This window comes from Thiohalophilus sp., assembly GCF_034521165.1.
Lineage (GTDB): Bacteria > Pseudomonadota > Gammaproteobacteria > UBA6429 > Thiohalophilaceae > Thiohalophilus.
The window spans coordinates 212,374-239,290 of the sequence record NZ_JAXHMV010000014.1; the positions used below are offsets into that span (position 1 = coordinate 212,374).

Here is a 26,917-nt window from a genome sequence, read left to right on the forward strand (position 1 = left end):
ATTGGGTATTGAAAGGGCTGGATCCGGTGTCTTCCGTATCATCGGTGGTTAAGCATGATCACTTCGAGGAAGTGCGTGCTACATCCAGTCCTTGCCCATCTGTTTGAACTGGACACGCAGAAATTCCATCTGATCGGCCAGAATGCGGCGATTACGCAACACCAGGTATTCGGCCAGATTGGGCACATACGGGATGGCCAGCAACGGCATGTTGGCCTGTTCGGGCAAACGGCTGCCCTTGCGGGCATTGCAGCGCTTGCAGGCGGTGACCACATTGCGCCAGTGATCGCGACCGCCCCGGGACAGGGGTTTGACGTGATCCCGGGTCAACAGGGGATCGCGAAACTCATGCCCGCAATAGAGGCAGGTGTGACGATCCCGCCGGAACAGTTCTCGGTTACTCAACGGTGGCGTGATGTAATGTTTGAGCGCCTTGTTCTCGCCGTGGACGGCGATGATCGAATTGATTTCCAGCAGGCTCTGCTCGCCGGTCGACCGGCTGTGGCCGCCATGCAGGGGAAACTTGTGCTCGCCCGCCGTCCAGGCCACCCGCCCGCGGGAATAGAGACAGGCCGCTTCCTGCCAGGGAACCCAGTTCACCGGCTGGCCATTAATATCCAATCGAAGAATCAAAGGTAACGACGACATCCCATTCTCCTGTCCCGGACCCACTTTTATACGTTTTCGACTGACTTTAATTTTATACCCGTTTTTCGGCAGGAAAACAAATGTTCAGGCTGCCAGATACTAGTTGCTAGGGGCCAGGGGCTGGCGATCAGGATTCAGGTGATCTGCCAACTGCGACTGCTATCTGCCAACTTTCTCATGCGACTGCCGGCTGCCAACTGCCAACTTTATCTATAGTAGCTTGCGCACCGGCCCAAAGCTGCGCCGATGGATTTCGGTAATGCCGAGATTCTGCAAGGCGGCAATATGGGCTTTGGTCGGGTAGCCCTTATGGTTTTCCAGCCCATAGCCGGGATAGGTTTCGGCCAGGGCCACCATTTCCTGATCCCGGCTCACCTTGGCCAGGATCGAGGCGGCCATGATGGCCGGTACGCAGTCGTCGCCCTTCACTACCGCCCGGGCCGGGCAGGCCAGTTCGGGGCAGCGATTCCCGTCCACCAGCGCCTCCAGCGGCGCGGGGTCGAGCGCGGCGGCGGCACGCTGCATGGCCAGCAAGCTGGCCTGGAGGATATTGAGCCGGTCGATTTCCGCCACCTCCGCCCGGCCCACGGCCCAGGCCAGGGCCTGTTCCCGGATTTGCGCCGCCAGTTGTTCACGGCGCGACTCGCTCAGCCGCTTGGAATCCAGCAGCCCTGCTATGGGATTGGCCGGATCCAGGATGACCGCCGCCGCCACCACAGGGCCGGCCAACGGACCGCGACCCACTTCATCCAACCCGGCCAGTCGCTCCTGTTGCAGCGTCAATGTCCAATCTGTGTTCAAGGGCCGATTTTTCCTTTGTTCCGGCGCGCAAATGGCGTCTTATCTAATTGAATTTGCAGGCTAAAAATGCGAATATTATCGAAATTATTTCCGGCTCGCAGCCGCCCGGCCCTGGTCTGGTGCGCCATTTTACCGCGAACCGCTGACCTGCCAACCGCAACAGAGTTTATTTTTAATGACAACACTTAAAACCGCCGTCGTCGGTGTCGGTTATCTCGGAAAATTCCACGCCCAGAAATACGCCCAGCTTCCCGCCTCGCAGCTGATCGGGGTGTGTGACACCAACCAGGAAGTGGCGCGCACCATCGCCGAGGAACATGGTGTGTCAGTCTTCAACGACTACCATGATCTGATCGGCAAGGTCGATGCAGTCAGTATTGTTGTTCCTACGCAGAAACATTACGAAGTGGCGAAAACGTTTCTCGACAACGGTGTGCATGTACTGCTCGAAAAGCCAATCACCTCGACCCTGGAACAGGGCCGCGAACTGGTGGAGCTCGCCGAGCGAAATAACCTGAAATTCCAGATCGGCCATCTGGAACGCTTCAACCCGGCCGTCATGGCGCTGGAGAACGTGCTGGTCGAACCCCTGTTTATCGAGTCGCACCGCATCGCGCCCTTCAACCCGCGTGGCGCCGATGTCAACGTGATTCTGGATCTGATGATTCATGATATCGATATCATTCTTGATTTTGTCGGCTCGCCGATCAAGGCGATTCATGCCAGCGGCGTGCCAGTGCTGTCCGATGAAACCGATGTCGCCAATGTCCGTCTGGAATTTGAAAACGGCTGTGTGGCCAATGTCACGGCCAGTCGCATCAGTATGAAAAGCGAACGACGCATGCGGATATTTCAGTCGGACGCTTATATCACGATCGACTTCCAGAACAAGCAGCTGGGCATTCACCGCAAGGGCAAGGGTGAAATGTATCCCGGTGTGGCCGAGATCGACAGTGAAGAACATGCCTTTGATCAGGGCGATGCCCTGTTGAGTGAAATCGGGGCGTTTCTACAGGCCATCAATACCGATGCGAGGCCGGTCATTAATGGCGCCGACGGCCTGCGCGCGCTGGAAACCGCCTTTGAAATCAACCGGCAACTATCAGAAAACTGATCGTTCCCAAACGCACGAATTGAGGTAATCCTTACATGATCCCAATGGTTGATCTGAAACAGCAATACCAGAGTCTGAAAACCGAAATCGAACAGGGTTTTGCCGACACGTTTGAAAAAACCAGTTTTATTCTCGGGCCGAACGTTAAAGGCTTCGAGGCCGACGCCGCCGAATACCTGGGTGTCAAACACGCCATCAGTTGCGCCTCCGGCACCGATGCCCTGCACCTGTCACTGGTCGCCGCCGGCATTGGTGAGGGCGACGAGGTTATCACCTCCGCCTTTACCTTCATCGCCACCGCCGAGGCGATTCGTTATGTCGGCGCTATTCCGGTCTATGTGGATATTCGCCCGGATACCTATAACCTGGATCCCGAGCTGATCGAATCCGCGATGACCGACAAGACCCGGGCTATTTTGCCGGTACACCTGTTCGGCCAGCCGGCCGACATGGGCGCCATCATGGCACTGGCCGACAAGCATAACCTCAAAGTCATCGAAGACTGCGCCCAGTCCTTCGGTGCCGACATTGACGGGAAAATGACCGGTGGTATCGGTCTGGCCGGGGCGCACAGTTTTTTTCCCAGCAAGAACCTGGGCTGTTACGGCGATGGCGGCATGATCACCACCAATGACGATAGCATTGCTGATACGCTGCTCATGCTGCGTAATCATGGCAGCAAGGAGCGTTATTATCACGATGTCGTCGGTTACAACAGCCGGCTCGACGAACTGCAGGCCGTCGTGCTGCGCGCCAAACTCAAACACCTGCCCGAGTACAACCGGGAGCGGCGACGCGTGGCACACCGTTATTCCGCCGGTCTTGCGGGCAGCGTGGTCACCCCGCCACACGAGGATGAGATAGGCACGCATGTCTATCATCAATATACCGTGCTGAGTGAGCAACGCGACGCGGTAATGAAAAAACTGGCCGACAACGACATTGCCTCGGCCATCTACTACCCCGTCCCCCTGCATCAACAAAAAGTCTTTGCCAATATTTGCAAGGACGTCAGGCTGCCGGTCACCGACCAGATCGCCAGTCGTTGCATGTCTTTGCCAATCTACCCGGAGCTGCAAAACGGTCAGATCGATCAGATCATCGACGTTATCCAGTCAGTCTGAGAGACGCCATTGAAACGGGTCATGATCATTGCCGGTGAGGCCTCCGGTGATCTGCATGCCGCCAAGCTGGTCGAGGGCGTCAAACAACAACGCCCGGATACCCGGTTTTTCGGTATCGGCGGCAGTGCCATGCGCAAAGCCGGCGTGGATATTCTGGTGGAATCCTCCGAGCTGGCGGTTGTCGGGCTGATTGAAGTCTTCGCCCATCGCAAGGTGATCTTCGGTGCCCTCAATCGGATGCGCGAGATTCTGCGTAACGACCCACCGGATCTACTGATCCTGACCGATTATCCCGAATTCAATCTGCGCCTGGCGCGCACCGCCAAAGAGTGTGGCGTCAAGGTGCTGTACTATATCAGCCCGCAGATCTGGGCATGGCGGCAGGGACGGGTGAAGAAAATCCGACAACTGGTCGACAACATGGCCGTGGTATTTCCTTTTGAAGTCGACTTCTATGCCCGCCACGGGGTACCGGTCACCTATGTGGGTCATCCCCTCGCCCACGAGGTCAGGGCCAGCGCCGATCGAAATACCTTGTTGCGCGAGTTCGGGCTGGATCCGGCACGACCGGTCGTCGGCCTGTTTCCCGGCAGCCGCCGCAGTGAAATCAAACGCTTGCTACCGATCATCATCGACACAGCCCGCCTGCTACAACAACATCGGCCACAACTGCAGTTTGTGCTGCCGATCGCCTCGACCCTCAATCCGGCTCTGATCCGGGAGAATATGCCCGAACACGAACTGGATATCCACTATATCGAGCACCGGCCTTACGACGCCATGCAGGTCAGCGATGCGATCGTCACCGTCTCCGGCACGGTAACACTGGAGATCGCCCTGATCGGTACTCCGATGGTTGTCATCAACCGGGTGGCCTGGCTGACCTATCACATCGTCAAACGCATGCTGAAAATCGATCACCTGGCACTGTGTAACATCGTTGCCCAGCGCCGAATCGTCGCCGAACTGATCCAAAATGACGCCACACCACAAACTATCGCGGCAGAGCTTGAACGTCTTCTTGATGACGGGGATTACCGAAAAGAAATCAAACAGGGACTGGAAGAAGTGCGACAAAAACTGGAAGACGACAGCCACATCACCGACATTGCCACCGTCACCGTCGACATGCTTACACAGTAACTACCACTTTTCTGACTCACTGGTAATAACGCAAAGAACGCAAAGGCGCAAAGATCGCTAAGTTTTTAATAAATCGTGAATTCAATTTGTAAGTGCAACTCAACCGGTTTGGTGAGAGGGCAAGCTGCGGTAGCCTATGCAGCTTCTCTCACCGACCAAAGTTTGAGGAGCACACATGAAGCAATACGCGCAGCTTACCCAGGAACAACGATACCAAATTCAGGCCTATATGAAAGCCGGTTTTAATCAAACTCAGACCGCGAATTTCATCGGCGTCGATAAATCGACCGTCAGCCGTGAAGTACGTCGCAACCGCGGGCGCCGGGGCTACCGTGCCCAACAGGCCCACCGTTTCTGCCTTGAGCGCCGTGCGGACAAAGCTCAGTCTCGTATCGAATCCGCTACCTGGCATCACGTCCGTCGACTCCTGCGCGAGGACTGGAGCCCTGAACAGATCGGTCTCTGGCTGGCCAAGGAAGCCGGTCTGTCAGTCAGTCATGAGTCCATTTACCTGTATGTCCTCGCCGATAAACAGGCTGGCGGCTCACTCTATCGGCACCTGCGTTGCCAGAAGCAACGTAAAAAGCGCTATGGCACCTATTCACGCCGGGGCCAGATCCCGAATCAAATCTCTATCGACCAACGTCCGGCGGTGGTCGACTCACGTCATCGTTACGGCGACTGGGAGCTGGATACGGTCATCGGTAAAAACCACCGCCAGGCCCTGGTGACACTGGTTGAACGCAAATCCAAACTGACACTCATTGCCAAGGTCGCCCGGAAAACGGCTGAAGCTGTCAGCGAGGCCATCATCCGATTGCTCAAGCCACTGGCGCCCTGGGTGCATACCCTCACCGCCGACAACGGCCGTGAATTTGCTCAGCATCAAAAAATTGCCAGAGCACTCAATGCCAAGTTTTACTTTGCGCATCCCTTTGCTTCCTGGGAGCGCGGCCTGAATGAAAACACCAATGGACTCATTCGCCAGTATTTCCCCAAGAAGCATGATTTTACGACCATCACTCAACGACAAATTCAACGCGTGATGGAGAAACTCAACAACCGTCCCCGAAAATGTCTTGGTATCAAAACACCGAATCAGGTATTTTTCGGGATACACCCTGATGTTGCACTAGCAACTTGAAACCGCGAATGATTAGATCTATTCTGAAATGAAATTAGCGACTCAAATTAAGATACCGAACCACTAGTAAGCTTATGAATCAGGTTTAATAGTCGCAGGCATATTTGGAAACATAAACGGAAATTGTTTTACTAAATACAAATTTTCTTTGCGTTCTTAGCGCCTTTGCGTCCTTTGCGTTACTTACACGATCCTATCTGAGAATACCGCGTTGGGAGCGGTTGAGGAAGTCGAGCATGGGCTGAACTTCGGGATGTTGTTCGGCCAGGGGTTTGAGATATTGCCGGGCTTCGTCGCTGGTATGACCTGATCGGTAGATAATCTTGTAGGCGTTTTTGATCGCCTTGATCGCTTCCTTGCTGTACTCGCGACGCTTGAGCCCCTCGCTGTTAATGCCATAGGGGCTGGCCGGGTTGCCGCTGACCATGACATAAGGAGGGATATCCTTGCTGATGGCGCTGCCCATGCCGCAGAAGGCATGATTGCCAATCTTGGTGAACTGGTGTATCAGGGTAAAACCGCCGAGGATGACATAATCGTCGATCTCGACATGTCCGGCCAGTGAGGCCCCATTGGCAAAGATCGTGTTATTACCCACCAGGCAGTCGTGAGCAATGTGGATATAGGCCATTAACCAGTTATCGTTACCGATGCGGGTAACGCCACCACCATCGTCGGTTCCACGATTGATCGTGACGAACTCCCGGATAGTGTTGCCGTCACCAATTTCGAGGCGGGAGTTCTCACCGTGATATTTCTTGTCCTGGGGTATTTCACCGATGGAACTGAACTGAAAAAAATGATTGTTACACCCGATACGGGTTGGACCATTGATGATCACATGCGGTCCGATGATCGTGCCGGCGCCAATCTCGACATCCTGCCCGATGATACTGAAAGCACCGATACTGACGTCATCGGCAATCCGTGCGCCAGGATCGATGATAGCGCGTTGATCGATACTCATTCTATCTCACGTTCAGCACACATCAGTTCCGCGCTGCACACTACCTTGTCGTCAACTTTCGCGCGACCATCAAACTTCCAGATACCGCGCATCTTGCGAGTATATTCTACTTCCAGACGCAACTGATCACCGGGAATGACCGGTTGTTTGAAACGGGCATTATCAATGCCAACGAAATAATAAAGCGAGGTCCCATCCGGTTTTCGACCAACGGTCTGAAAAGCCAGAATACCGGTCGCCTGGGCCAGGGCTTCGAGAATCAGTACCCCCGGCATAATCGGCCGGGTCGGGAAATGTCCGATAAAATACGGCTCATTATGAGTAACGTTTTTGATACCGACCAGGGACTTGCCCGGCTCACATTCCAGAACCTTGTCAATCAGCAGAAACGGATAGCGATGCGGCAAATGCTCAAGAATTTCATAGATGTTCAACGCGACCAAAATTCAATCCTCAATAAACGGTGTCTTATTTTCCCTGCCGGGATTCCAGTGTCTTAATACGCCTTGCCATCTCATCCAACTGTTTGAATCTGACAGCATTTTTTCGCCACAGCTTGTTCGGTTCCAGTGTCGTACCGGAAGAGTAGATACCCGGCTCCCGGATGGAATGAGACACCATTGACATTGCCGTAATTGTGACATTGTCGGCAATTTCGATGTGACCGGCAATACCCACCATGCCGGCAATTGTGCAGTGGTTCCCAATATGCGCACTGCCTGCTATTGCAGCAGAGGCAGCAACCACCGTGTGCGCGCCGATGTGTACATTATGCGCTACCTGGATCAGATTATCGAGTTTGACGTTGTCGCCGATAACCGTGTCTTCGATAGCGCCCCGGTCGATCGCGGTGTTGGCGCCGATCTCGACATCATCGCCGATAATGACGCGTCCGATCTGGGGAATTTTCAACCACACACCCTGGTCGTTGGCCTGGCCAAAACCATCACCGCCAATGACAACTCCCGGGTGAATCACCGCCTGCTGTCCGATTTGACATTCATGCAAAACAGTCACATTCGCCGCCAGGCGGCTATGTGAGCCGATATGAACACCGGTCTCGATAACACAACCGGCGCCAATCGAGACCGCTTCTCCCAATCGCACATCAGCTCCAACATAACAGTTGGCACCAATGGAGACGGATTCCGGGACAGTCGCGGATGCCTCGACCACGGCGGAAGGATGAATACCCACTGGCGGCGTGACAGGCGGATGGAGCAATGAGGCAACCCGGGCATAAGCCGCATGCGGATTGTCAACGATCAGCGCGTTTACCGGGCAGTGGCTCGCATCGGCCTGTCGGAGAATCACGGCGGAAGCCGAGGTATTTGCCAGATACTGGCGATAGGTGGCACTGGTTAAAAAAGAAATGGTTCCGGAACTGGCCCGGGTCAGGGTCGCGACCCGTTCTATAACCGTTTGCGGATCACCGGCAACCTGCCCTCCTGTATGCTCAGCCAGTTCTTGCAGGGTATACTTCACAATCTCGTCCGTCAGTTCCGGGCGTCGCCTGAATCCGGCTTATGTTGCGCGTTTAATCGTTCCAGCACCTGTTCGCTCAAATCAACCGAGTCCGCGGCATAGATGACATTGTCACCGACAACAAGGTCGTAATTTTTATCCTTAGCCAGTGATACGATCGTGTCATAAACCAGTTTTTGCAACCGGTTCAGTTCGTCATTACGACGGATATTAAGATCCTCGTTAAATTCTTCGCGAGTACGCTCTATCTCACGTTTTTCCAGCACAATTTGACGCTCTTTTTTCTTGCGAACCTCATCGCTCATTATATCGGCGTCTCTGGCCAGCTCTTCTTCGAGTTGTTTGAGCTTTTTCTGCATGGCGACGATTTTGTCATCACGCGGGGCAAACTCGTTTTCCAGTTTTTTGCGCGCGGCATCGGCCTGGGGGGCTTTTTTGAGAACCAGGGAAATATTCACAAAACCAATACGTGTCTCCGCCTGAACGGCAGACACAGCCGGCAGAAAAATCAAAGCCAGCAGGAAATAATGTATCCAGGTTTTACGCAATGTAATCACCCCGAGTATTATCAATTCTAGAAATCCGAGCCCATGGTAAACTGGAAGTTCTGTGTATCATCGCCCGGTTCGTCGTTCAGCGGCATGGCATAACTGAACCGCAATGTCCCAATCGGCGCCAGCCACATGAATGCCAGGCCAGCCGAAGTGCGCAGTTCATTCACATCCACACTCTGATCGGCGGCGAATACATTCCCGGCATCAAAAAAGGCCGCAATCCGGGTGGAATTGCTCTGCTCGGCAAATATGTTGGGCAAAATCAACTCCAGACTGCCAATAACTCGTTTACTGCCTCCTAGCGGATCATTCGTACATCCCGGCCTGTTATCATCACAATCATTCGGACCTAAACTATTGCTGTCATAACCGCGCACCGTGCGGCTGCCACCGGCATAATAGCGCATATAGGGCGGCAGACCGTCAAAGCCGGTATCGCCAAAGCTGTCACCATAACCAAGGTTGAGCTCGGTGGACAGGGTAATATTCTCGGTCAGACCGAAATATTTCAGGAACCGGGTATCAATTTTATAATATTCCAGATTGCTGCCCGGAATCGCCGAGGTCAGATTCACGGAAGTCACGGAACCGGAATCCGCCAGAATCGCCCGGTTGCGGCTATCCCGCCGCCAGCTGAGCGAGACCTCGTAATTATCGTAGACACTACCATTTTCATCAATAAAATCAAGTATTTCCTGTGCCACATTGGCGCCGGGAATAATTTCAGTATTCTCATAACCGAGACTGAAATTCGCCCGGGTAATTTCCGACAGGGGAAACCCGTAATTCACTGACGCCCCTTTGGTATTGGTGGTAAAGCGGGTCAGCTGCGCTTCTTCGGCATCGACCTCCCGCCAGAAAACATTGAACCCCCGGCTGACGCCATCGTCCGTGTAATAGGGGTTCGTATAGCTCAGATTATAAAATTTGGTGACATCGCTGTTATTCAGATTCAGACCCAGTCGCTTGCCGGTACCAAGAAAATTTTCCTGAGTAAGGCCAAAGTTAATCAGTGCTCCCTGGGTATCCGAATAACCGATACCCGCCGTCAGGGAACCGGTCGGACGCTCCTTGACGTTGAAATTAACATCCACCTGGTCGCTGGTACCGCTGACCGCCGGCGTTTCGACCGACACCTGTTCAAAAAAACCCAGCCGATCGAGACGGGTGCGGGATAGCGAGACTTTTTCCGTGGAGAGCCAGTCGCCTTCGTGCTGGCGTAATTCACGTCGAATCACTTCATCACGTGTTTTGGTATTGCCGGTGATGTTGATTCGCCGCACATAAACCCGTCGACCGGGATCCACCGATAGAGTCAAGGCCACGCTTCGGGAGTCCTTATCCAGCTCGGGAATCAGGTTCACATTGGCAAAGGCATAGCCCCTGGCCGCCAGCTTGTCACTGATATTGTTGGTCGTTTCGACACTCTTCTTGTGTGAATAAATCTCATCAACCTTGAGTGTAATCAGTTCCCTGACTTCTTCCAGCGGAATAATGGTATCACCGGTCACTTTTATATCCCTGACCGTATACTGCTCGCCCTCGGTGATATTTATCGTGATATACACTTCCTGTTTGTCCGGGGTCAGCGAGACCTGGCTTGAGTCCGTATTGAAATTGATATAACCGCGATCGAGATAATAGGAGCGCAATGCCTCGAGATCGCCACTGAATACCTGGCGAGAGTACTTCTCCCGACCAAACATTGAGCTATCAGAAAGAGAAATATTTTTCAGCAGTTCTTCATCGTTAAAAGCCTTGTTACCGACAATATTTACCGAAAAGATCTCGGCAGCCACACCTTCGGCAATATTGATCTCAATATCGACACGATTGCGTTCCAGTGGCGTGGTAACGGTTTCAATTTCCACACCGTATTTCCCTTGCCCGTAATATTGCCGCTCCAGTTCCTGCGTCACTTTATCCAGCGTGGAACGATCCAGTACCTGGCCACGTACCAGGCCGATTTGTTGCAGTGAAGACTCCAGCTGTTCATCGGGGATACTGTCATTACCTTCGATACGGATATCCGCAATCGCCGGGCGCTCGGCAACAAACACAACCAGAACATCACCTTCACGTTCGAGTTTGACATCCTTGAAAAACCCTGTCTCATAAAGATCGCGGATAGCACGGCTGCTCAACTCGGGATCCAGTCTGTCCCCTGTCTTGAGAGGCAGGTAGTTGAATATCGTTCCGGCGGAAATACGCTGCAAACCTTCGAGTCGGATATCCTCGATCACAAAAGGGTCGAACGCCTTTGCAGGTAATGCCATACATAGCAAAAGGAGTACGATAAAGCTCTTTATATTAAAAAATGTCATTCGGTTCTAGTTTCCAACCAATCGCATTATATCGTTGTAAAACGCCAGCCCCATGAGCATGACGAGCAAAAATATACCAATCATGCGCCCGGTCATTTCGGTCTGCTCTGATACGGGGCTGCCCTTGAAAATTTCGACAATATAAAACAGCAAGTGTCCACCATCGAGAATCGGAATCGGCAGCAGGTTTAATATTCCCAGACTGATGCTGACAATTGCCAGAAAATTCAAAAACCGGTTTATACCGGCACTCGCCGAGAGACCGGCATGCCGGGCAATATTAATCGGCCCGCTGAGATTTTTGACAGACACTTCACCGGTAACCAGTTTGCCCAGCATCTTGAGGGTTAACAGGGTCATATCACCGGTTTGTGTGATTGACTTGCCAATCGCGCCAAACACTGAGTAATCATAATAGACAACCATATCATCCGGAATGTTTCCGGGATTGAGGGCGCCGATGCCAAGCTGACCGATGGTTTTACCTTCATGTTCGATCGCCCGTGGCGTGATGGTCATATTCACAATCGATTCGCCGCGGGCAACCTTGAAGTCCAGCGGCACGCCGGGCCGCTGGCGCACATAGTCCGACATGTCGGTGAACAGCTCGATTTGTCGCCCGTCGATTGCCAGAATTCGATCGCTTTTTTGCAAACCGGCCTGCTCTGCCGGAGAACCTTCCAGAACCTGGCCAACCTGGGCCTCGACCCGTGGCCGCCAGGGTTGAAAGCCGATCAATTCAAACAAGTTATCCGGATCCAGTTCACCATCGATTTGATCCAGCGGCAATTGATGCTGTGACACCGAGCCGGAAGGACTACGTAATGTCAGGCTGATCGATTCGCGATCAACCACGGCCGGTAACAGTCGTCCCATGGCCACTTCCCAGACCGGAGTCGGTTCATCATTAATCGCGATAATTTCCTGTTCTGGTTGCAGACCGGCAACGGCCGCCGGGGAGTCTTCCGCGACCTCGCCGATCACCGGTTTAAGTGCATTGGTACCGATAACGAACATCAGCCAGAATGCCACAATCGCAAACAGGAAGTTGAATGCCGGGCCGGCGGCGACAATGGCAAAACGCTTCCATACCGGTTGGCGATTAAAGGCGCGCGGTTTCTCTGCCTCTTTAACCTCGCCGTCCTTCTCATCCAGCATCTGGACATAACCGCCCAGTGGCAAGGCCGCAATCACATATTCAGTCCTGTCCGGACCGCGCACCGTACGCCAGATGGGTCGCCCGAAACCGATCGAATAGCGCAAAACCTTGACGCCGAGCTTTTTGGCGACCCAGAAATGGCCAAATTCATGCACAGCGATCAAGATGCTGATCGCCACCAGAAATGCCAGAGTAAAATAAGCAAACTCCAGCATTATTGCACCTTGCTGTGAGCCTGAACGATGAACTCGTGCGCCCGCAGCCGGGCCTGTTCATCATCGGCCAGAATAGTCGCCAGATCGTCGGCTTGGCGTCCGGACATCACACCCAGCACCGATTCGACGACTTCCGCAATCCCCGGGAAATCCAGCTCTTTATCCAGGAAAGCCTGCACGGCAACTTCATTGGCGGCATTAAGGATCGCCGGAGTCGTACCGCCCTCGCGCGCGGCCTGTTCCGCCAGTTGCAAACAGGGGAAACGTTCATAGTCCGGTGGTTCAAAATCCAGATGGGCAACATCGAACAGATTCAGGCGTGCAACGCCTGAGTCCATTCGTTTCGGCCAGGCCAGGGCATGGGCAATCGGAGTACGCATATCGGGCTGCCCCATCTGCGCCAGTACAGAGCCGTCGTCATATTCGACCATCGAGTGCACCACACTTTGCGGATGGACCACAATCTGGATGAAATCCGGCGTGGTATCGAATAGCCAGCAGGCTTCGATCAGCTCCAGGCCTTTGTTCATCATGGTGGCCGAGTCAACCGAAATCTTCTGCCCCATATCCCAGTTGGGATGGGCCACGGCCTGTTCGGGAGTCACCGTTTGCAACTGGTTTAACGGGGTTTGCCGAAACGGACCACCGGAGCCGGTCAGTAAAATGCGCCTGACCCCAAGATTCTGTACCTTATCAGCCAGCTGCCCCGTGAGGCACTGGAATATGGCATTGTGTTCGCTGTCAATCGGCAACAGTTGGGCATCATTCTGCTTTATCGCATCCATGAACAGCTTGCCGGACATCACCAGCGCTTCCTTGTTGGCCAGCAGCACCCGCTTGCCGGCGCGGGCAGCCGCCAGCGTCGGTTGCAGGCCGGCCGCACCGACGATGGCAGCCATCACATAGTCGGTACCGGCATGCGAGGCCACTTCAACCAGCCCATCAAGACCAGCCAGAACCTTTGTCTCCAGACCGTCCTGTTGTAGTTTGTGCTGCAGTTGTTCAGCCGCCTGCGTATCAAACATCACGGCATACACAGGACGGTATTGCCGGCATTGCTGATACAGGCGCTCAACCTGGGTGTTGGCTGTCAGAGCAAACACAGCAAACTGATCCGGATGACGAGCAATGACATCCAGTGTGCTCAGGCCAATCGAACCGGTGGCGCCCAGAATAGTGATCTGTTTCATATGAACAGCCCCACCAGATACAGGCCACTGGCAAACACGGGGGCGGCCGCGGTCAGACTGTCGATACGATCCAGTATACCACCATGGCCCGGCAGGATATGACCGCTGTCTTTCACTTCCGCCTGACGTTTGAACAGACTTTCAACCAGATCACCGGCTACTGAAAACAACACAACGACCAGACTGACAACCACAAACCATGCATAGTGCATTACGCCCAGTTCGAACCACCAGCCGGCAACCAGCGCCAGTACCAGGCAGCCCAGCAGACCACCGGCTACGCCTTCCCAGCTTTTACCGGGGCTAACGTTATACAGGAGTTTGTGTTTGCCAAAGGCACGACCGGAGAAATAGGCACCACTGTCCGCGATCCAGATCAGGAGCAGCAAATACATCACCCATTGCGGGCCAAACGGATCACGATGGCGCAGGACCAGTAACGCGACAAATGGCCCAAGGATAATACCGGCACCGGCGATCAGTTTGAAAAGACTGAAACCCGAACGTGTGACCTCGTGATGCTGGTAATAAAAAAGACCAGGCAATATGAGCAACCACAAACCACCAATAACAAGATAAAGGATGTCGATCAGAACAGGATGGGAAGAAAACACGAAGCCGGCAAGTCCCATCAATACGAACAGTATGACAACATAAAACAGACGGGATCCGGGTTGTGTCAATCCGGACAAGCGGCTCCACTCCCATGCAGCAACACTGAAAACGGCCAGCAGCAGGATGATAAACCCTGACTCAGGCAGGGAGAATATCCCCCAGATCAACAGAGGCGCAAGGATCAGAGCGGTAATTACCCGCTGTTTAAGCATGTTTGAGCTGCTCCACCTGTTCACCGGTTCGACCGAAACGACGCTGACGACAGGCAAAAGAGTCCAGTGCCTTTTCCAGCTCATCACGATCGAAGTCCGGCCACAGAACATCGGTGAAATACAGTTCAGTATAGGCCAGTTGCCAGATTAGAAAATTACTGATGCGTTGTTCGCCACCCGTGCGGATAAACAGATCCGGCTCGGGCAAATCACGCATACTCAGATGAGCGGCAATATGCTCATCATCAATTTGCTCAGGTGTCAGTTCGCCCTGCTGAACCTTGTTCGCGAGCTGCTGTACCGCCTGAGTGACATCCCATTTTCCGCCATAGTTGGCAGCGATATTCAACACCAGCTGATGATTGCCAGCGGTAAGTGCTTCTGCCTGCTCAATACGTTTGCAGATTTTATCGGGAAAAGCGCTGGTGTCGCCAATAATACGCAGTTGCACTTCGTTCTTATGTAATTTTTTAACCTCGTGCTCCAGCGCCGTGAGAAAAAGGTCCATTAATAACCCGACCTCTTTTTGCGGACGTCGCCAGTTTTCGCTGGAGAAGGCAAACAGGGTCAGTACCTGGACACCCTTTTCACCACAGGCTTTGACAACCTCCCGCACGGCCTCAACGCCGGCTTTATGGCCGGCAAAGCGCGGCAGATGCCGTTTCTGGGCCCAGCGTCCATTACCATCCATAATAATGGCGACGTGGCGGGGTGTACTGACGTAACCGTCTCGTCCCTCACTGTTTATGTCCTGGGCTGTACTGCTCATAGAATAATAAAACTCCGCTGATCTTACTGATCGGATCAGCCTCAGATCTCCATCAGATCCTTTTCCTTGGCTTCCAGTGCCTCATCGACTTTGGCGATATATTTGTCCGTGAGTTTTTGCATATCGTCTTCGGCCTTGTGTTCCTCGTCCTCGGTGATTTCCTTTTCCTTCAGCAGGCCTTTGAAATCGCTAATCGCATCGCGGCGGATATTGCGAATAGCCACCTTGGTATTCTCGCCTTCCTGGCGGACCAGCTTAATCATATCCTTGCGACGTTCCTCGGTCAGTGCCGGCAGCGGTACCCGGATGATTTCGCCGGAAGTCGCCGGATTCAATCCCAGATCAGACTCCATAATCGCTTTCTCGACCTTTTGGACCATCGGTTTTTCCCAGGGTTGCACCGTCAGGGTACGGGCGTCCGCGACGGAAATGTTGGCCACCTGATTCAAAGGTACCTGGGAACCGTAGTACTCGACCATGACATGATCCAGCAGGCTGGTATGGGCCCGCCCGGTGCGCAATTTGGTCAGTTCGGTTTTCAACGATTCAATGCTCTTGCCCATACGGGACTCAGCATCTTTTTTAATATCATTAATCATTCATCATGCTCCCTATTCGACCAGCGTGCCTTCATTTTCACCCATAACCAGCCGCATCAAGGCGCCCTGCTTGGTCATGTTAAACACGCGTATCGGGATATGGTTATCCCGGCACAGAACGATTGCCGTGGTATCCATAACCGCCAGCTTCTGCTCAATGACCTCATCATAATCCAGTTTTTCAAAAAGCCTGGCCGAAGGATCCTTGACCGGATCGGAGGAATAAACGCCATCGACCTTGGTCCCCTTGACCACAACATCCGCTCCAATTTCGATGCCACGTAAACTGGCCGCCGTGTCGGTCGTGAAAAACGGGTTCCCGGTTCCGGCCGCGAATACCACGACACGCTGTTTTTCCAGATGGCGAATCGCACGCAGACGAATGTAATCTTCGCATACGGTATGGATCGGTAACGCCGACATGACTCGCACCGCCAATTCCTGGCGTTTTATCGCATCCTGCAACGCAAGAGCGTTGATGACGGTTGCGAGCATGCCCATATGATCGGCGGTAACCCGGTCCATCCCTTCCGAGGCAAGGTTAACGCCCCGGAAAATGTTCCCACCACCGATAACCATGGCCACCTGCACACCGGCCTGATTGAGTTGTTTGACATCAGCCGCAATCGAATGGATTACCGCCGGATCGATGCCATATTCGTGATCGCCCATCAGGGCTTCGCCGCTCAGTTTGAGCAGTATTCGTTTATATATAGGTGTTTTGGCCATACGTTATCGTTTTATGTTGATGGTAAAATCAGCTTTTGGCCTGAGCCATAACCTCCTCGGCGAAGTTCTCCTGTTTCTTCTCAATCCCTTCGCCAACTTCATAGCGAACAAACTGATGGACGGTAGCACCTGCTGATTTGAGCAACTGTTCAACCGTCTGATCCGGGTCCTTGACGAAAGGCTGCCCCAGGAGAGTCACTTCCTTCATAAACTTCTTGATCCGTCCTTCGACCATTTTCTCAACAATGTCGGCCGGCTTGCCGCTTTCGGCGGCCTGAGCAGAAAAGATATCCTTTTCCTTCTGGATAACATCAGCGGGAACATGTTCTTCGGATACGCACACAGGACGACTGGCAGCAATATGCATGGCCAGATCCTTGCCAAGCTGCTCGTCGCCACCTTCAACATCGATCATCACGCCGATACGGCTGCCGTGCATATAGTGGCTCAGCTTGCCCCTGGCTTCAATAATCTCAAAACGGCGAACCGCCATGTTTTCGCCGATTTTGGCGATCAGCGCCTTGCGAGTCTCTTCAATCGTGGTGCTGTCTGCGTCGCTGATAGGCATAGCCATCAATGCATCCAGATCGGCCGGCTTGTCATTCAAAACGCGATTGGCGACGTTATCCACCAGGTTCTGGAAGTCTTCACCCTTGGTAACGAAATCAGTTTCACAGTTCACTTCAACTATGGCGCCAGTCTTGTTGTCCGGAGCCACTTTAATTGCTACCAGACCTTCGGCAGCGGTACGGCCGGCTTTCTTGTCGGCCTTGGCCATACCGGATTTGCGCATCTGTTCGATAGCCGCGTCGATATCACCATCGGTTTCCACCAATGTTTTTTTGCATTCCATCATACCTGCGCCGGTACGTTCGCGCAGTTCTTTGACCAATGCTGCTGTAATTGCCATGAGTCTAGCCCTCTAATCGGTTCTTTAATCGATCACATCAAATCAGTTTGTAAAATCCGAAAAAGGGGGCGTTGCCCCCTTTTTCGTTTTGCCTGTTTACAGGTTTGCTATAGCGCGTCCCTTACTTGGAATCCGCCTCGGCCGAAGCGGCTTCCGTTTCTGTGGACTCTGCCTCACCCGTACTGCTCGCCTCAGAAGTCGTTGTTTTAGCGGTTGTCTTTTTCGCAACCGTTTTCTTCTTGGCGGCGGTTTTCTTTTTGTCAGCGGTTTTTTTCTTGGCCGTTTTCTTCTTGCTGGCCGGATTCACCTCACCTTCTTCGTCAAGTTCGACGAAATCATCATCAGCGCCTTCGCCGATATGCGCGGTCGAAGCCTTGCCTTCAAGTACGGCCGCAGACACGCCCTGATTATAAAGAGTGATCGCACGAATCGCGTCATCATTCCCGGGAATGACGTAGTCGATATTATCCGGACTGTTATTGGTATCCACCACACCAATGACCGGAATGCCCAGCTTTACCGCTTCGGCAACCGCGATTTTCTCGTGCCCCACGTCGATGACGAACATGGCATCCGGCAGGCCGTTCATGTTCTTGATCCCGCCGAGACTGCGTTCCAGTTTTTCCTGTTCGCGGCTCAGGCTGAGGACCTCACGTTTGTTCAGGCCTTCGGTGCCGCCGCTTTCCATCATCGACTCAAGCTCCTTGAGGCGCTTGATCGACTGTTTGACCGTCTTGTAGTTGGTCAGCATGCCACCGAGCCAGCGATGGTTCACAAACGGCATCCCGCAGCGTTCGGCTTCCTCGCGGACCAGCTTCTGGGCGGCGCGCTTGGTGCCCACGAACAGAATGCTGCCCTTGTTGGCCGCCAGCGAGCTGATAAAGTTCATCGCCTCGTTGTAGAGCGGCAGGGATTTTTCCAGATTAATAATGTGGATTTTATTGCGGTCCCCGAAGATAAAGGGGGCCATTTTGGGGTTCCAGAATCGGGTCTGATGCCCGAAATGCACGCCAGCCTCAAGCATCTGGCGCATCGTTACGTCAGCCATTATAGTATCTCCTGTATCGGGTTAGGCCTCCATGCACCCCATCTGCCAACCCGCCGGAGCGGGCACCCGGACAGATGTGCCGGTGCATGTGTGTCAATTTTGACCGGGGCAAGCCGCCGGCCGTTGGATTTGCTAAACGAGCGCGCGATTTATACCATAAAGCGCGCTTAACGACAACGAAACGGCCCGGTTTGTGCGCACAAAAACCCGTCCCAGGCCCTGGCCGGGCACCATTCACGAATTTTTGCGACAGGAGCACCCTCACGCCTGTGGCGTGGAGGAAAATCAATGAGCGTCAGTATTAAAACAGCCGAACAGATTGAAAAAATGCGGGTCGCCGGGCGTCTCGCCGCCGAGGTGCTGGAGATGATCGAACCCCATGTCCAGCCGGGGGTGACCACCGCCGAACTGGACCGGATCTGCCACGATTACATCGTCAACGAGCAGCAGGCCGTGCCCGCCCCACTCAACTACCATGGCTTTCCCAAGTCGGTCTGCACTTCGGTCAATCACGTGGTCTGCCACGGTATCCCGAATGAAAAGCGGCTGAAAAAGGGGGATGTGATCAATATCGACATCACCGTGATCAAGGACGGCTTCCACGGCGACACCAGCAAGATGTTTTTCGTCGGCGAACCCTCGATTCAGGCCCGCCGACTGGCCAAAACCGCTTACGAATGTCTGCTGATCGGGATCGATCTGGTCGAACCGGGCCGGCCGCTGCGCGAGATCGGCCGCGCCATTCAGCAACATGCCGAGAAAAATAATTACAGCGTAGTGCGCGAATACTGCGGCCACGGCATCGGCGAAAACTTTCACGAGGAGCCACAGGTTCTGCACTACGATGATCCCCGTACCACCCTGGTGCTGGAGACCGGCATGACCTTCACCATCGAGCCGATGGTCAACGCCGGCAAGCGTCAGACCAAGCTGCTCAAGGACGGCTGGACCGTGGTCACCAAGGACCATGCCCTCTCCGCCCAGTGGGAGCACACCATCCTGGTCACCGACGACGGCCACGACGTGTTGACCCGCCGCCATGAGGAAAACTTCGAGCAATGACCCCCTCGCTGGTCCCGGTCGATGCGGACCTGTTCAACACCGAGGCATTCGATACCGCGCTGCAGCAGGACACACCCCCACTGCCCCTGTTCCGGGACACGCTCAGCGCCGCCCAGGAGGAACTGGCACGCCGGTTTTACGCTGGCCGCGCCGCCACCGAGCTGGTCGCCTCCCGGGCCGGCCTGATCGATGCCCTGTTGCTACGAGCCTGGGGCCTCTATTTCGAGCCCGGGGATCCCGGTATCGCCCTGCTGGCTGTCGGGGGCTATGGACGCGGTGAACTGCATCCGGCCTCGGATGTGGACCTGATGCTGTTGCCGGCCGAGGATCCGGCACCCTACCACAGTGCCATAGAAGGCTTTTTAACGTTCCTTTGGGACATCGGTCTGGAAGTCGGCCAGAGCGTGCGTACCCTCAACGAATGTCAGCAGGAAGCCAGGCGTGATATCACCGTGGCCACCAACCTGCAGGAAGCCCGTTTGCTGATCGGTCCCCCGGCGCTGTTTGAACAGCAGCGGCAACTGTGCGGTCCTGAACAGATCTGGCCCAGTCGCGAATTTTTCGAAGCCAAACTGCAGGAACAGCAAAAACGGCATGAAAAATTTCATGACACCGCCTATAACCTTGAACCCAATATCAAGGAAGGTCCCGGGGGACTGCGTGATATTCAAATCATCGGCTGGGTTGCCAAGCGCCACTACAACGCGGAAACCCTGTATCAGCTGGTCGAGCACGGCTTTTTAACCAGGAACGAATACCGCACCCTGCATGAAGGGCAGGCCTTTCTCTGGCAAGTGCGCTTCGGCCTGCACCTGATCGCCGGTCGTCGCGAGGATCGTCTGCTGTTCGATCATCAGCGGGAACTGGCACGTCATTTTGGCTATCGCGATAATTTCAAGGGGCTCGCGGTTGAGCAGTTTATGAAACAGTATTACCGCACTGTCATGGAACTCGGCCGCCTGAATGAGATGCTGTTGCAGTTGTTCAAGGAAGAGATTTTACTGGCCGACGAGCAACCGGAACCAATCTCACTGAACAGGCGATTTCAGGCCCGCAAGGGTTATCTGGAAGTCAAGGACGAGAATGTCTTTGTTCATTACCCTTTCGCACTGCTGGAAGTATTTCTGGTTTTGATGCAGCATCCGGAGCTCAATGGCGTACGTGCCAACACCATTCGCCTGATTCGCGATCATACCTGGCTGATTGACGGCAGTTTCCGGGCCGACCTGCGAAATCGCTCGCTGTTTATGGAAATCGTCCGTTACGGCCACGGTTTTACCCATGCCCTGCGACGCATGCATCGGTACGGCGTACTGGCAGCCTATCTGCCGCTTTTCGGGCGTATTGTCGGCCAGATGCAGCATGATCTGTTTCATGTCTATACCGTCGACGAACATACCCTGATGGTAGTACGCAATCTGCGTCGCTTTACGGTGCCGGGCTATTTCCACGAATTCCCGCTGTGCAGCGAGATCATGCAGCGCATCCCCAAACAGGAACTGTTACTGCTGGCAGCGCTGTTTCACGATATCGCCAAGGGCCGGGCTGGCGATCATTCGACACTGGGCGCCAGCGACGCCCGCGAGTTTTGTCGCAATCACAGCCTGAGCCGCTATGATACCAACCTGGTGGCCTGGCTGGTAAAAAACCACTTGTTAATGTCCTCCACCGCCCAGCGCAAGGACATCAGTGACCCGGAAATCGTGCATGAATTCGCGGAACAGGTTGGCGACATGGTGCACCTGAATTACCTCTATTTACTGACCGTCGCCGATATTCGCGGTACCAGCGAGCATGTCTGGAACTCCTGGAAAGATGCATTACTGCAGGAGCTGTATCACGCCACCGTACGTGCCCTGCGTCGGGGATTGAAAAACCCACTGGTCCAGTCGGAGCTGGTCGCCGAACGCCGGGCGGCCGCCGCCGAACTGCTGGAGTCCGACGATGAACACAACGTACTGATCAACCAGCTATGGGATAATCTGGGTGATGAATATTTTTTGCGATACTTTCCCGATGAAATCGTCTGGCATACACAGGCCATTCTCAATACCGATCTGGAAGATTTGCCCGTCATCCTGTTTCGCGAACAGAGCCGACGTGGCGGTACCGAGATCTTTATCTACACCCGGGACCATCCCAACCTGTTTTCACTGATCACCTCGGTACTGAGCCAGGCCGGCATGACCGTGGTGGATGCCCGCATCCTCGCCTCGAGCGATGGTTATACACTCGATACATTTCAGTACCTCGACAGCAGCGGCGAACCGGTACGCGATACCCTGCGCAACAGTCAAATCCGCAACAAGCTCTATCATCTGTTACGTAACCCGGGGCAAGAAGCGCCCGAGATTACGCGCCGCTTACCGCGCCAGGCCAAGCACTTCAAGATATCGACCGAAATCTATTTCGAGGATGATATTGAACGCACTATCATGCACATTAAAACCTATGACCGACCGGGTCTGCTATCCAGCATCGGGGCAGCCTTTTATCAACATCGCATACAGCTGCATAATGCCAAGATTGCCACGTTTGGAGAACGGGTTGAGGATATATTCGAGATCACGACACAGGATGATCAACCGCTAGATGCCGGGTTAAAAGAAACCCTGCGCGCCAGCGCACTGGAACAACTGGAAGAATAAAAAGAATGACCCGGCCAGACCTGCTGGCCGGCCGGGTGTGTTACGGCGCGATCAATTGCCGCCGATACTGAACTTGTGACTTACGCCGATCGAAATAACCGTGCGGTTATCCCTGGTATCGTCATAATCCACATCGCTATACAGTGCATACAGCTCGGTCTTTTTGCCCAGGTTATGGGAGACGCCGGCCGCCATGCCGGTGCCATCATTGTCCACATCCCCGTAGGAGAGCTTCAGCGTATTTTTCGTGGAGAGGTTATACGTACCGGCGACATAAAGATAATCGGTGTCGGCACTGGCTTTTGGATCGACATTTTCCATGCTGGCGCCGATACTCCATTGATTTGTCTTGTAGGCGGCAGTCAGGCGAGTGGCCTCTTCCTCCGAGCCAACAGTGTTGACTTCGAGGTATTGAAATCCGGCACTGAATCCCGCTTTGTTATAACTTAAACCATAATTGTAATGATGATCGTTAGCCGTTGTGTCATCCATCACCATCACGGCATTGGCCTGAAAACCGTTCATATCCGGTGTAACATAGGCGATGACATTATCAAACCAGCCATTGGTGTAATTAGAGAGGCCGTAATTTCTCCCGGCGATTCCTTCACCGGCGGCGGTATCATAGAAGGGATCGATCTTCAGCCCGGCCATCTTGTAGGGCGAGGAGAGCGTGCCGTACAGCACCTTGCCGAAATCCCCTTTCAGACCGGCAAAGGCGAAACGCCTGGTAAACATTTCATCACCGGTACTATCAGCGTCAAGGCCCGCCTGTATGTGGTACAGGGCGCGCAGGCCGCCATCAAGATCATAGCCGCCCTTCATGCCGATGCGCGAAGCGTTGTTGTCCTGACTGTCGGTAGAAGTGCCGTCGGCCTTGTCGATACTGTTGACCGACAGACGAATATCGCCATAGACCTCATTGGCCGATACCGGCGACGAAATACACACCGCGGTAAGAACCGCAGCCGCAATAACTTTCAATTCAGATTTCATATTGACTCCCACATATAATTATTTGAAGTATTGTTCATTGCTCTGCATGAAAACAGAGATAACGACAGTGAGAGCAAGAGCTGTGCCATACACAACAACTGTGGGGAAAACCGCGACATCACAGGATTAAATCAATAAAATAAAGGATCTGGTGGCACCTGTTTGAGAAGGGCTAACTAAATCGAACAGCATTGCGAACTGTTTTCCATGACATGTCTGCCATGCCGTCAGAAATGTCATGTTTCGAGGCAGACTGTCATTTGAGAAACGAATGAATTCATTTGATTATAACGAGTCTAAATTTAATACTTTTACGCAAGCAGCTTGATCCAGATCAAGCCAATGCCATGCACATGGAACAATTCAATCTTTTTCAGTATATCGATACATAGTTAAATACATAAAAATTACCGCCGCGCGATCGTTTTATTTATACTGTCTTTTGCATCTCGTTACGAAGTTGGAGACGGATATGAATCGGGAACGTGACTTGCCGACGTTACTACCTTCCTGCAAACAGCTGATCGATGTTTTCCCGGAACCATTTGTGATCATCGGACAGGACTACCGGATCCAGGCGGCCAACCGACACTATCTCGAGCAGTACCGTGCCAGCGAGGATCAGGTTGTCGGTAGCTTTTGTTACAAAATCTCTCATCATTCCGATACGCCCTGCCGCAACCACGGCGAGCATTGCCCGCTTGATGAGGTATTCAGAACCCGGCGTGCCACGCACGTCATCCATGTCCACTATGATCCCGAGGGCAATGAAGAAAATGTCCAGTTGCAGGCCACGCCAATCCTCGACGGCGAGGGCAATGTGGTGGCCATGAGCGAAGCTATCAACCGACTGGGTTCTCCCGACGAAGCGAAACGCAAACTGCTGGGACATTCCCCGGTCATGGTACGCCTGACCGAAATTCTGCAGCGCGTGGCGCCTACCCAGACCACAGTCCTGTTACAGGGAGAAAGCGGGGCCGGCAAAGAGTGTGTTGCCGAATATATTCATCACAACTCCAACCGCGCCGATGGCCCGTTTGTCATTGTCGACAGCACCACCCTGGGTGAGCATCTGGTTGAAAGTGAACTGTTTGGTCATGAACGGGGCGCTTTTACCAGTGCCAACAAACGCAAGCTGGGACTGATCGAGTCCGCCCACGGCGGTACCCTGTTCATTGATGAAATCGGCGAGCTCTCCCCCGCCCTGCAAACCAAACTTCTGCGCCTACTGGAAACCAGTCAGATTCGACGAGTCGGCGCGACCGAGTTTATCGATGTCGATATCCGAATTATTGCTGCCACGCATCGGGATTTGCGAGGTATGGTTCAACAAAAACTGTTCCGCGAGGATCTCTATTTCCGACTGACAGCGTTTCCCATTCATATCCCGCCGCTGCGCGAACGCAAGGAAGATATTATCGGGCTGGCTGAATATTTTCTGGCAAAAATTCCTGACAACCGGCACAAGCCGCCACTATCCCCCCAGATCCAGTCTCATTTACTGAATTATGACTATCCGGGCAATGTCAGGGAACTTCGCAATATAATCGAACGCGCTACCATACTGGCCAGAAATGAACCCCTGTCACCTGTACACTTTTCCTTTTTGAACGAAACCGCGCCGCAACAACAAGGCTCTGTTGAATCAGACGAGTCCACGGCCAGGCATAACAATGTATTACAACGTCGCCGCCCTGATATTGACAAGGAAGAGATTCTGGCTGTTTTGCAAAAGCACGCCGGTCATCGCGTCAGTGCCGCCCGCGAGCTTGGCATGAGCGAGCGCACGCTGTACCGCCATCTGCAAAAGATTAAATCCGACTCCGCGATTCCATAAAAAAGCAAATAAAAAAACGCGAGACCGGGAGAGAGTCTCGCGTAAACGGCTTCGAGGAGTTACTTGCTTATAATTATTGACGATGACGCTTATTTGACCGTGGTAAAGCCCAGGTTTGACCAGTTTTGCATGCCACCCCGGTACCATTTCATCTTGTGTGCCGGATAGCCCATTTTCAAAAGCTGCTTGATGTTGGTTGGTGATTGACCGCACCACATACCGTTGCAGAACATCACCAGGGTTTTGACATCACTGAAATCCCAGATGCCCGCTTCTATCTGTTTGGCGCCAAATTGATTTTCCATAATATCGCTCATCGTGAGCGGGTCCGCGCCTTTGGCCGGATTGAGCCTGGTCCAGGGAATATTGACAGAACCGGGAATTGTCCCTTTTTTGACCCAGCCCGGGGTACGTGAATCGACGACCAGGATGGAATCATCCCCCTGGTTATGCAGGCGATCCAGGTAGCTCAACATTTCCACTTCCCCGATAGTTTCCACGCCCGGTGCCAGTTCGATGGGCTGGATACAAAACGGCGGACATTCACGCGAGGTTTTGGCGAAATCCGGATTTACCGTGGCTTTCTGGTTCTGATCGCGTCGAATCACAACATTACGCCCCTCGTGATTGACCTTGACCTCGGCCAGATCGGGGGTGATTTTCACTGCCAGTTTATCATTCGCCGCACAAGCAACAGACGATAGACAAAAGATAAGCGTGACAAGAAGGTTTCTTCCTAATACAGTTTTTGACATAAAATTCCCCTCATAATGATTTATATAATTGTTAATCACAGTCGTCTTCCAGATTTTCCAAACTTGGTTCTTCTGTTTTTTTCTCCTCTTTGTTTACCTGTTGTGTTTCCTGTACTGCGCTGGCGGCCGGCTGCTCAACCTGAGGCGACTCGGTCACGGCCCCACAAGCCCACAGCCCGACGCATAAACACGCCAGGATTAACGATTTTATTTTCATCAACATCTCCTGCGACCGTTGAACAAAATGTTTCTCTAAAAAAGTCATGTAGCAAGTGACGTGCCATCGCCCAAGTGATTGTTTTTCAAAGACTTAATAGGCGCTAAACCTGACATGCGCTGCAATGCCTGTCATGTCGACATGACATTTCTGCCAGAGCGCCAAAACGCAATACATTCGGGATAGGGAACTAGGGGATAAAAAGGGTAAGCAAAGAAGGGGTCAGGGCGTTCGCATATCAGCAACACCGCATACTTCGAGACACTGATAACAGAAAATCAGCCGGTTATTTCGATAAACTCCAGGGCGTTGCCATCCGGATCCCGACAGAACAGCGCACGGCGCCCCGAGCGACTGAGTGTATAGCCAATCGTTTGTTCTTGCAGTCGACTCACCAATTCATCGAGTGAGTTGACATTGAACGCGATATGCCGATCGCGACCGCCGTGGGCGGGCCTGTCTGTCACGGGATCGGGGTTGGGTAATTCCAGTAAATGTAATTGTTGATCGCCAATACGCAACCAGGCGCCGGGATAGCCGAGATCGGGGCGTGTCCCATCGACAGGCAATCCCAGTACCTGTTCATAGAAAGCGAGCGCGCGTGACGTGTCACTGACAATGATGCTGACATGATGGATTGTCGTTACGTTGA

26 protein-coding genes are annotated in these 26,917 nt (G+C 53.4%); 7 read left to right on the top strand and 19 right to left on the bottom strand.

Going from position 1 to position 26,917, the window contains the following annotated elements:
* Positions 1–78: 78 nt before the first annotated feature.
* Positions 79–648, bottom strand: a complete 570-nt coding sequence (locus U5K34_RS14255; protein ID WP_322569068.1) for an HNH endonuclease — start codon at positions 646–648, stop codon at positions 79–81.
* 210 nt (positions 649–858) lie between these two features.
* Positions 859–1,449, bottom strand: coding sequence for a ribonuclease HII (gene rnhB, locus U5K34_RS14260; RefSeq protein ID WP_322569069.1), 591 nt, complete (start codon positions 1,447–1,449; stop codon positions 859–861).
* A gap of 175 nt (positions 1,450–1,624) precedes the next feature.
* Here rnhB and U5K34_RS14265 point away from each other — a divergent pair, with 175 nt between their 5' ends.
* The 4 genes from U5K34_RS14265 to U5K34_RS14280 all read left to right on the top strand — a co-directional run bounded on the left by U5K34_RS14265 (position 1,625) and on the right by U5K34_RS14280 (position 5,974).
* Positions 1,625–2,563: a Gfo/Idh/MocA family oxidoreductase gene (locus U5K34_RS14265; RefSeq protein ID WP_322569070.1), complete on the top strand. Its 939-nt coding sequence runs from the start codon at positions 1,625–1,627 to the stop codon at positions 2,561–2,563.
* Between the two features lie 35 nt (positions 2,564–2,598).
* A complete protein-coding gene (locus U5K34_RS14270; RefSeq protein WP_322569071.1) occupies positions 2,599–3,687 on the top strand; it encodes a DegT/DnrJ/EryC1/StrS family aminotransferase in 1,089 nt (362 codons plus the stop codon).
* A gap of 21 nt (positions 3,688–3,708) precedes the next feature.
* Positions 3,709–4,830, top strand: coding sequence for a lipid-A-disaccharide synthase (gene lpxB / locus U5K34_RS14275; RefSeq protein ID WP_416224112.1), 1,122 nt, complete (start codon positions 3,709–3,711; stop codon positions 4,828–4,830).
* Between the two features lie 175 nt (positions 4,831–5,005).
* A complete protein-coding gene (locus U5K34_RS14280; protein ID WP_322566922.1) occupies positions 5,006–5,974 on the top strand; it encodes an IS30 family transposase in 969 nt (322 codons plus the stop codon).
* 193 nt (positions 5,975–6,167) lie between these two features.
* Here the strand turns inward: U5K34_RS14280 and lpxA are convergent, their stop codons facing one another.
* From lpxA to rpsB, 13 genes are all read right to left on the bottom strand, one after another.
* Positions 6,168–6,941 carry an acyl-ACP--UDP-N-acetylglucosamine O-acyltransferase gene (gene lpxA / locus U5K34_RS14285; protein WP_322569073.1) on the bottom strand — a complete coding sequence of 258 codons (774 nt, stop codon included), beginning with the start codon at positions 6,939–6,941 and terminating at the stop codon, positions 6,168–6,170.
* A complete protein-coding gene (gene fabZ / locus U5K34_RS14290) occupies positions 6,938–7,384 on the bottom strand; it encodes a 3-hydroxyacyl-ACP dehydratase FabZ (RefSeq protein ID WP_416224107.1) in 447 nt (148 codons plus the stop codon). Before fabZ ends, lpxA begins: the two co-directional genes overlap by 4 nt.
* A 25-nt stretch (positions 7,385–7,409) precedes the next feature.
* Positions 7,410–8,426: a UDP-3-O-(3-hydroxymyristoyl)glucosamine N-acyltransferase gene (lpxD, locus tag U5K34_RS14295; protein ID WP_322569074.1), complete on the bottom strand. Its 1,017-nt coding sequence runs from the start codon at positions 8,424–8,426 to the stop codon at positions 7,410–7,412.
* Between the two features lie 11 nt (positions 8,427–8,437).
* The gene (locus U5K34_RS14300) at positions 8,438–8,884 is read right to left on the bottom strand and encodes an OmpH family outer membrane protein (RefSeq protein WP_322569075.1); all 447 of its coding nucleotides are present in this window, start codon (positions 8,882–8,884) and stop codon (positions 8,438–8,440) included.
* 116 nt (positions 8,885–9,000) lie between these two features.
* Complete coding sequence (gene bamA, locus U5K34_RS14305; RefSeq protein WP_322569076.1) at positions 9,001–11,256, bottom strand: outer membrane protein assembly factor BamA; 2,256 nt, start codon at positions 11,254–11,256, stop codon at positions 9,001–9,003.
* A gap of 54 nt (positions 11,257–11,310) precedes the next feature.
* Positions 11,311–12,678 carry an RIP metalloprotease RseP gene (rseP, locus tag U5K34_RS14310; RefSeq protein WP_322569077.1) on the bottom strand — a complete coding sequence of 456 codons (1,368 nt, stop codon included), beginning with the start codon at positions 12,676–12,678 and terminating at the stop codon, positions 11,311–11,313.
* On the bottom strand, positions 12,678–13,868 hold the full coding sequence (gene ispC, locus U5K34_RS14315) for a 1-deoxy-D-xylulose-5-phosphate reductoisomerase (protein ID WP_322569078.1): 1,191 nt from the start codon (positions 13,866–13,868) through the stop codon (positions 12,678–12,680). The genes rseP and ispC overlap by 1 nt, the downstream gene beginning before the upstream one ends.
* On the bottom strand, positions 13,865–14,806 hold the full coding sequence (locus U5K34_RS14320) for a phosphatidate cytidylyltransferase (RefSeq protein ID WP_416224108.1): 942 nt from the start codon (positions 14,804–14,806) through the stop codon (positions 13,865–13,867). The genes ispC and U5K34_RS14320 overlap by 4 nt, the downstream gene beginning before the upstream one ends.
* Positions 14,688–15,464, bottom strand: a complete 777-nt coding sequence (locus tag U5K34_RS14325; protein ID WP_322569080.1) for an isoprenyl transferase — start codon at positions 15,462–15,464, stop codon at positions 14,688–14,690. Before U5K34_RS14325 ends, U5K34_RS14320 begins: the two co-directional genes overlap by 119 nt.
* A gap of 41 nt (positions 15,465–15,505) precedes the next feature.
* A complete protein-coding gene (gene frr, locus U5K34_RS14330) occupies positions 15,506–16,063 on the bottom strand; it encodes a ribosome recycling factor (RefSeq protein WP_322569081.1) in 558 nt (185 codons plus the stop codon).
* A gap of 12 nt (positions 16,064–16,075) precedes the next feature.
* The gene (pyrH, locus tag U5K34_RS14335) at positions 16,076–16,792 is read right to left on the bottom strand and encodes a UMP kinase (protein ID WP_322569082.1); all 717 of its coding nucleotides are present in this window, start codon (positions 16,790–16,792) and stop codon (positions 16,076–16,078) included.
* Between the two features lie 28 nt (positions 16,793–16,820).
* Complete coding sequence (tsf, locus tag U5K34_RS14340) at positions 16,821–17,702, bottom strand: translation elongation factor Ts (RefSeq protein WP_322569083.1); 882 nt, start codon at positions 17,700–17,702, stop codon at positions 16,821–16,823.
* Positions 17,703–17,823: 121 nt separating this feature from the next.
* Positions 17,824–18,750 carry a 30S ribosomal protein S2 gene (rpsB, locus tag U5K34_RS14345; protein WP_416224109.1) on the bottom strand — a complete coding sequence of 309 codons (927 nt, stop codon included), beginning with the start codon at positions 18,748–18,750 and terminating at the stop codon, positions 17,824–17,826.
* A 288-nt stretch (positions 18,751–19,038) separates the two neighbouring features.
* Here rpsB and map point away from each other — a divergent pair, with 288 nt between their 5' ends.
* Together map and glnD are read left to right on the top strand one after the other, a co-directional pair.
* Positions 19,039–19,812, top strand: a complete 774-nt coding sequence (gene map, locus U5K34_RS14350) for a type I methionyl aminopeptidase (RefSeq protein WP_322569084.1) — start codon at positions 19,039–19,041, stop codon at positions 19,810–19,812.
* Positions 19,809–22,460: a [protein-PII] uridylyltransferase gene (glnD, locus tag U5K34_RS14355; RefSeq protein WP_322569085.1), complete on the top strand. Its 2,652-nt coding sequence runs from the start codon at positions 19,809–19,811 to the stop codon at positions 22,458–22,460. The genes map and glnD overlap by 4 nt, the downstream gene beginning before the upstream one ends.
* A gap of 51 nt (positions 22,461–22,511) precedes the next feature.
* Here glnD and U5K34_RS14360 read toward each other — a convergent pair whose 3' ends face one another.
* A complete protein-coding gene (locus U5K34_RS14360; RefSeq protein ID WP_322569086.1) occupies positions 22,512–23,456 on the bottom strand; it encodes a porin in 945 nt (314 codons plus the stop codon).
* Between the two features lie 472 nt (positions 23,457–23,928).
* Between U5K34_RS14360 and U5K34_RS14365 the strand changes: the two genes are divergently transcribed.
* Entirely contained in the window at positions 23,929–25,293 is a 1,365-nt protein-coding gene (locus U5K34_RS14365) for a sigma-54 interaction domain-containing protein (RefSeq protein WP_322569087.1), read from the top strand.
* A gap of 89 nt (positions 25,294–25,382) precedes the next feature.
* Here U5K34_RS14365 and U5K34_RS14370 read toward each other — a convergent pair whose 3' ends face one another.
* From U5K34_RS14370 to U5K34_RS14380, 3 genes are all read right to left on the bottom strand, one after another.
* Positions 25,383–25,958 carry a rhodanese-like domain-containing protein gene (locus tag U5K34_RS14370; RefSeq protein WP_322569088.1) on the bottom strand — a complete coding sequence of 192 codons (576 nt, stop codon included), beginning with the start codon at positions 25,956–25,958 and terminating at the stop codon, positions 25,383–25,385.
* 121 nt (positions 25,959–26,079) lie between these two features.
* Positions 26,080–26,265, bottom strand: a complete 186-nt coding sequence (locus tag U5K34_RS14375; protein ID WP_322569089.1) for a hypothetical protein — start codon at positions 26,263–26,265, stop codon at positions 26,080–26,082.
* A 278-nt stretch (positions 26,266–26,543) separates the two neighbouring features.
* Positions 26,544–26,917, bottom strand: a 374-nt coding sequence (locus tag U5K34_RS14380; protein ID WP_322569090.1) for a VOC family protein, incomplete at its 5' end; no start/stop codon positions are given.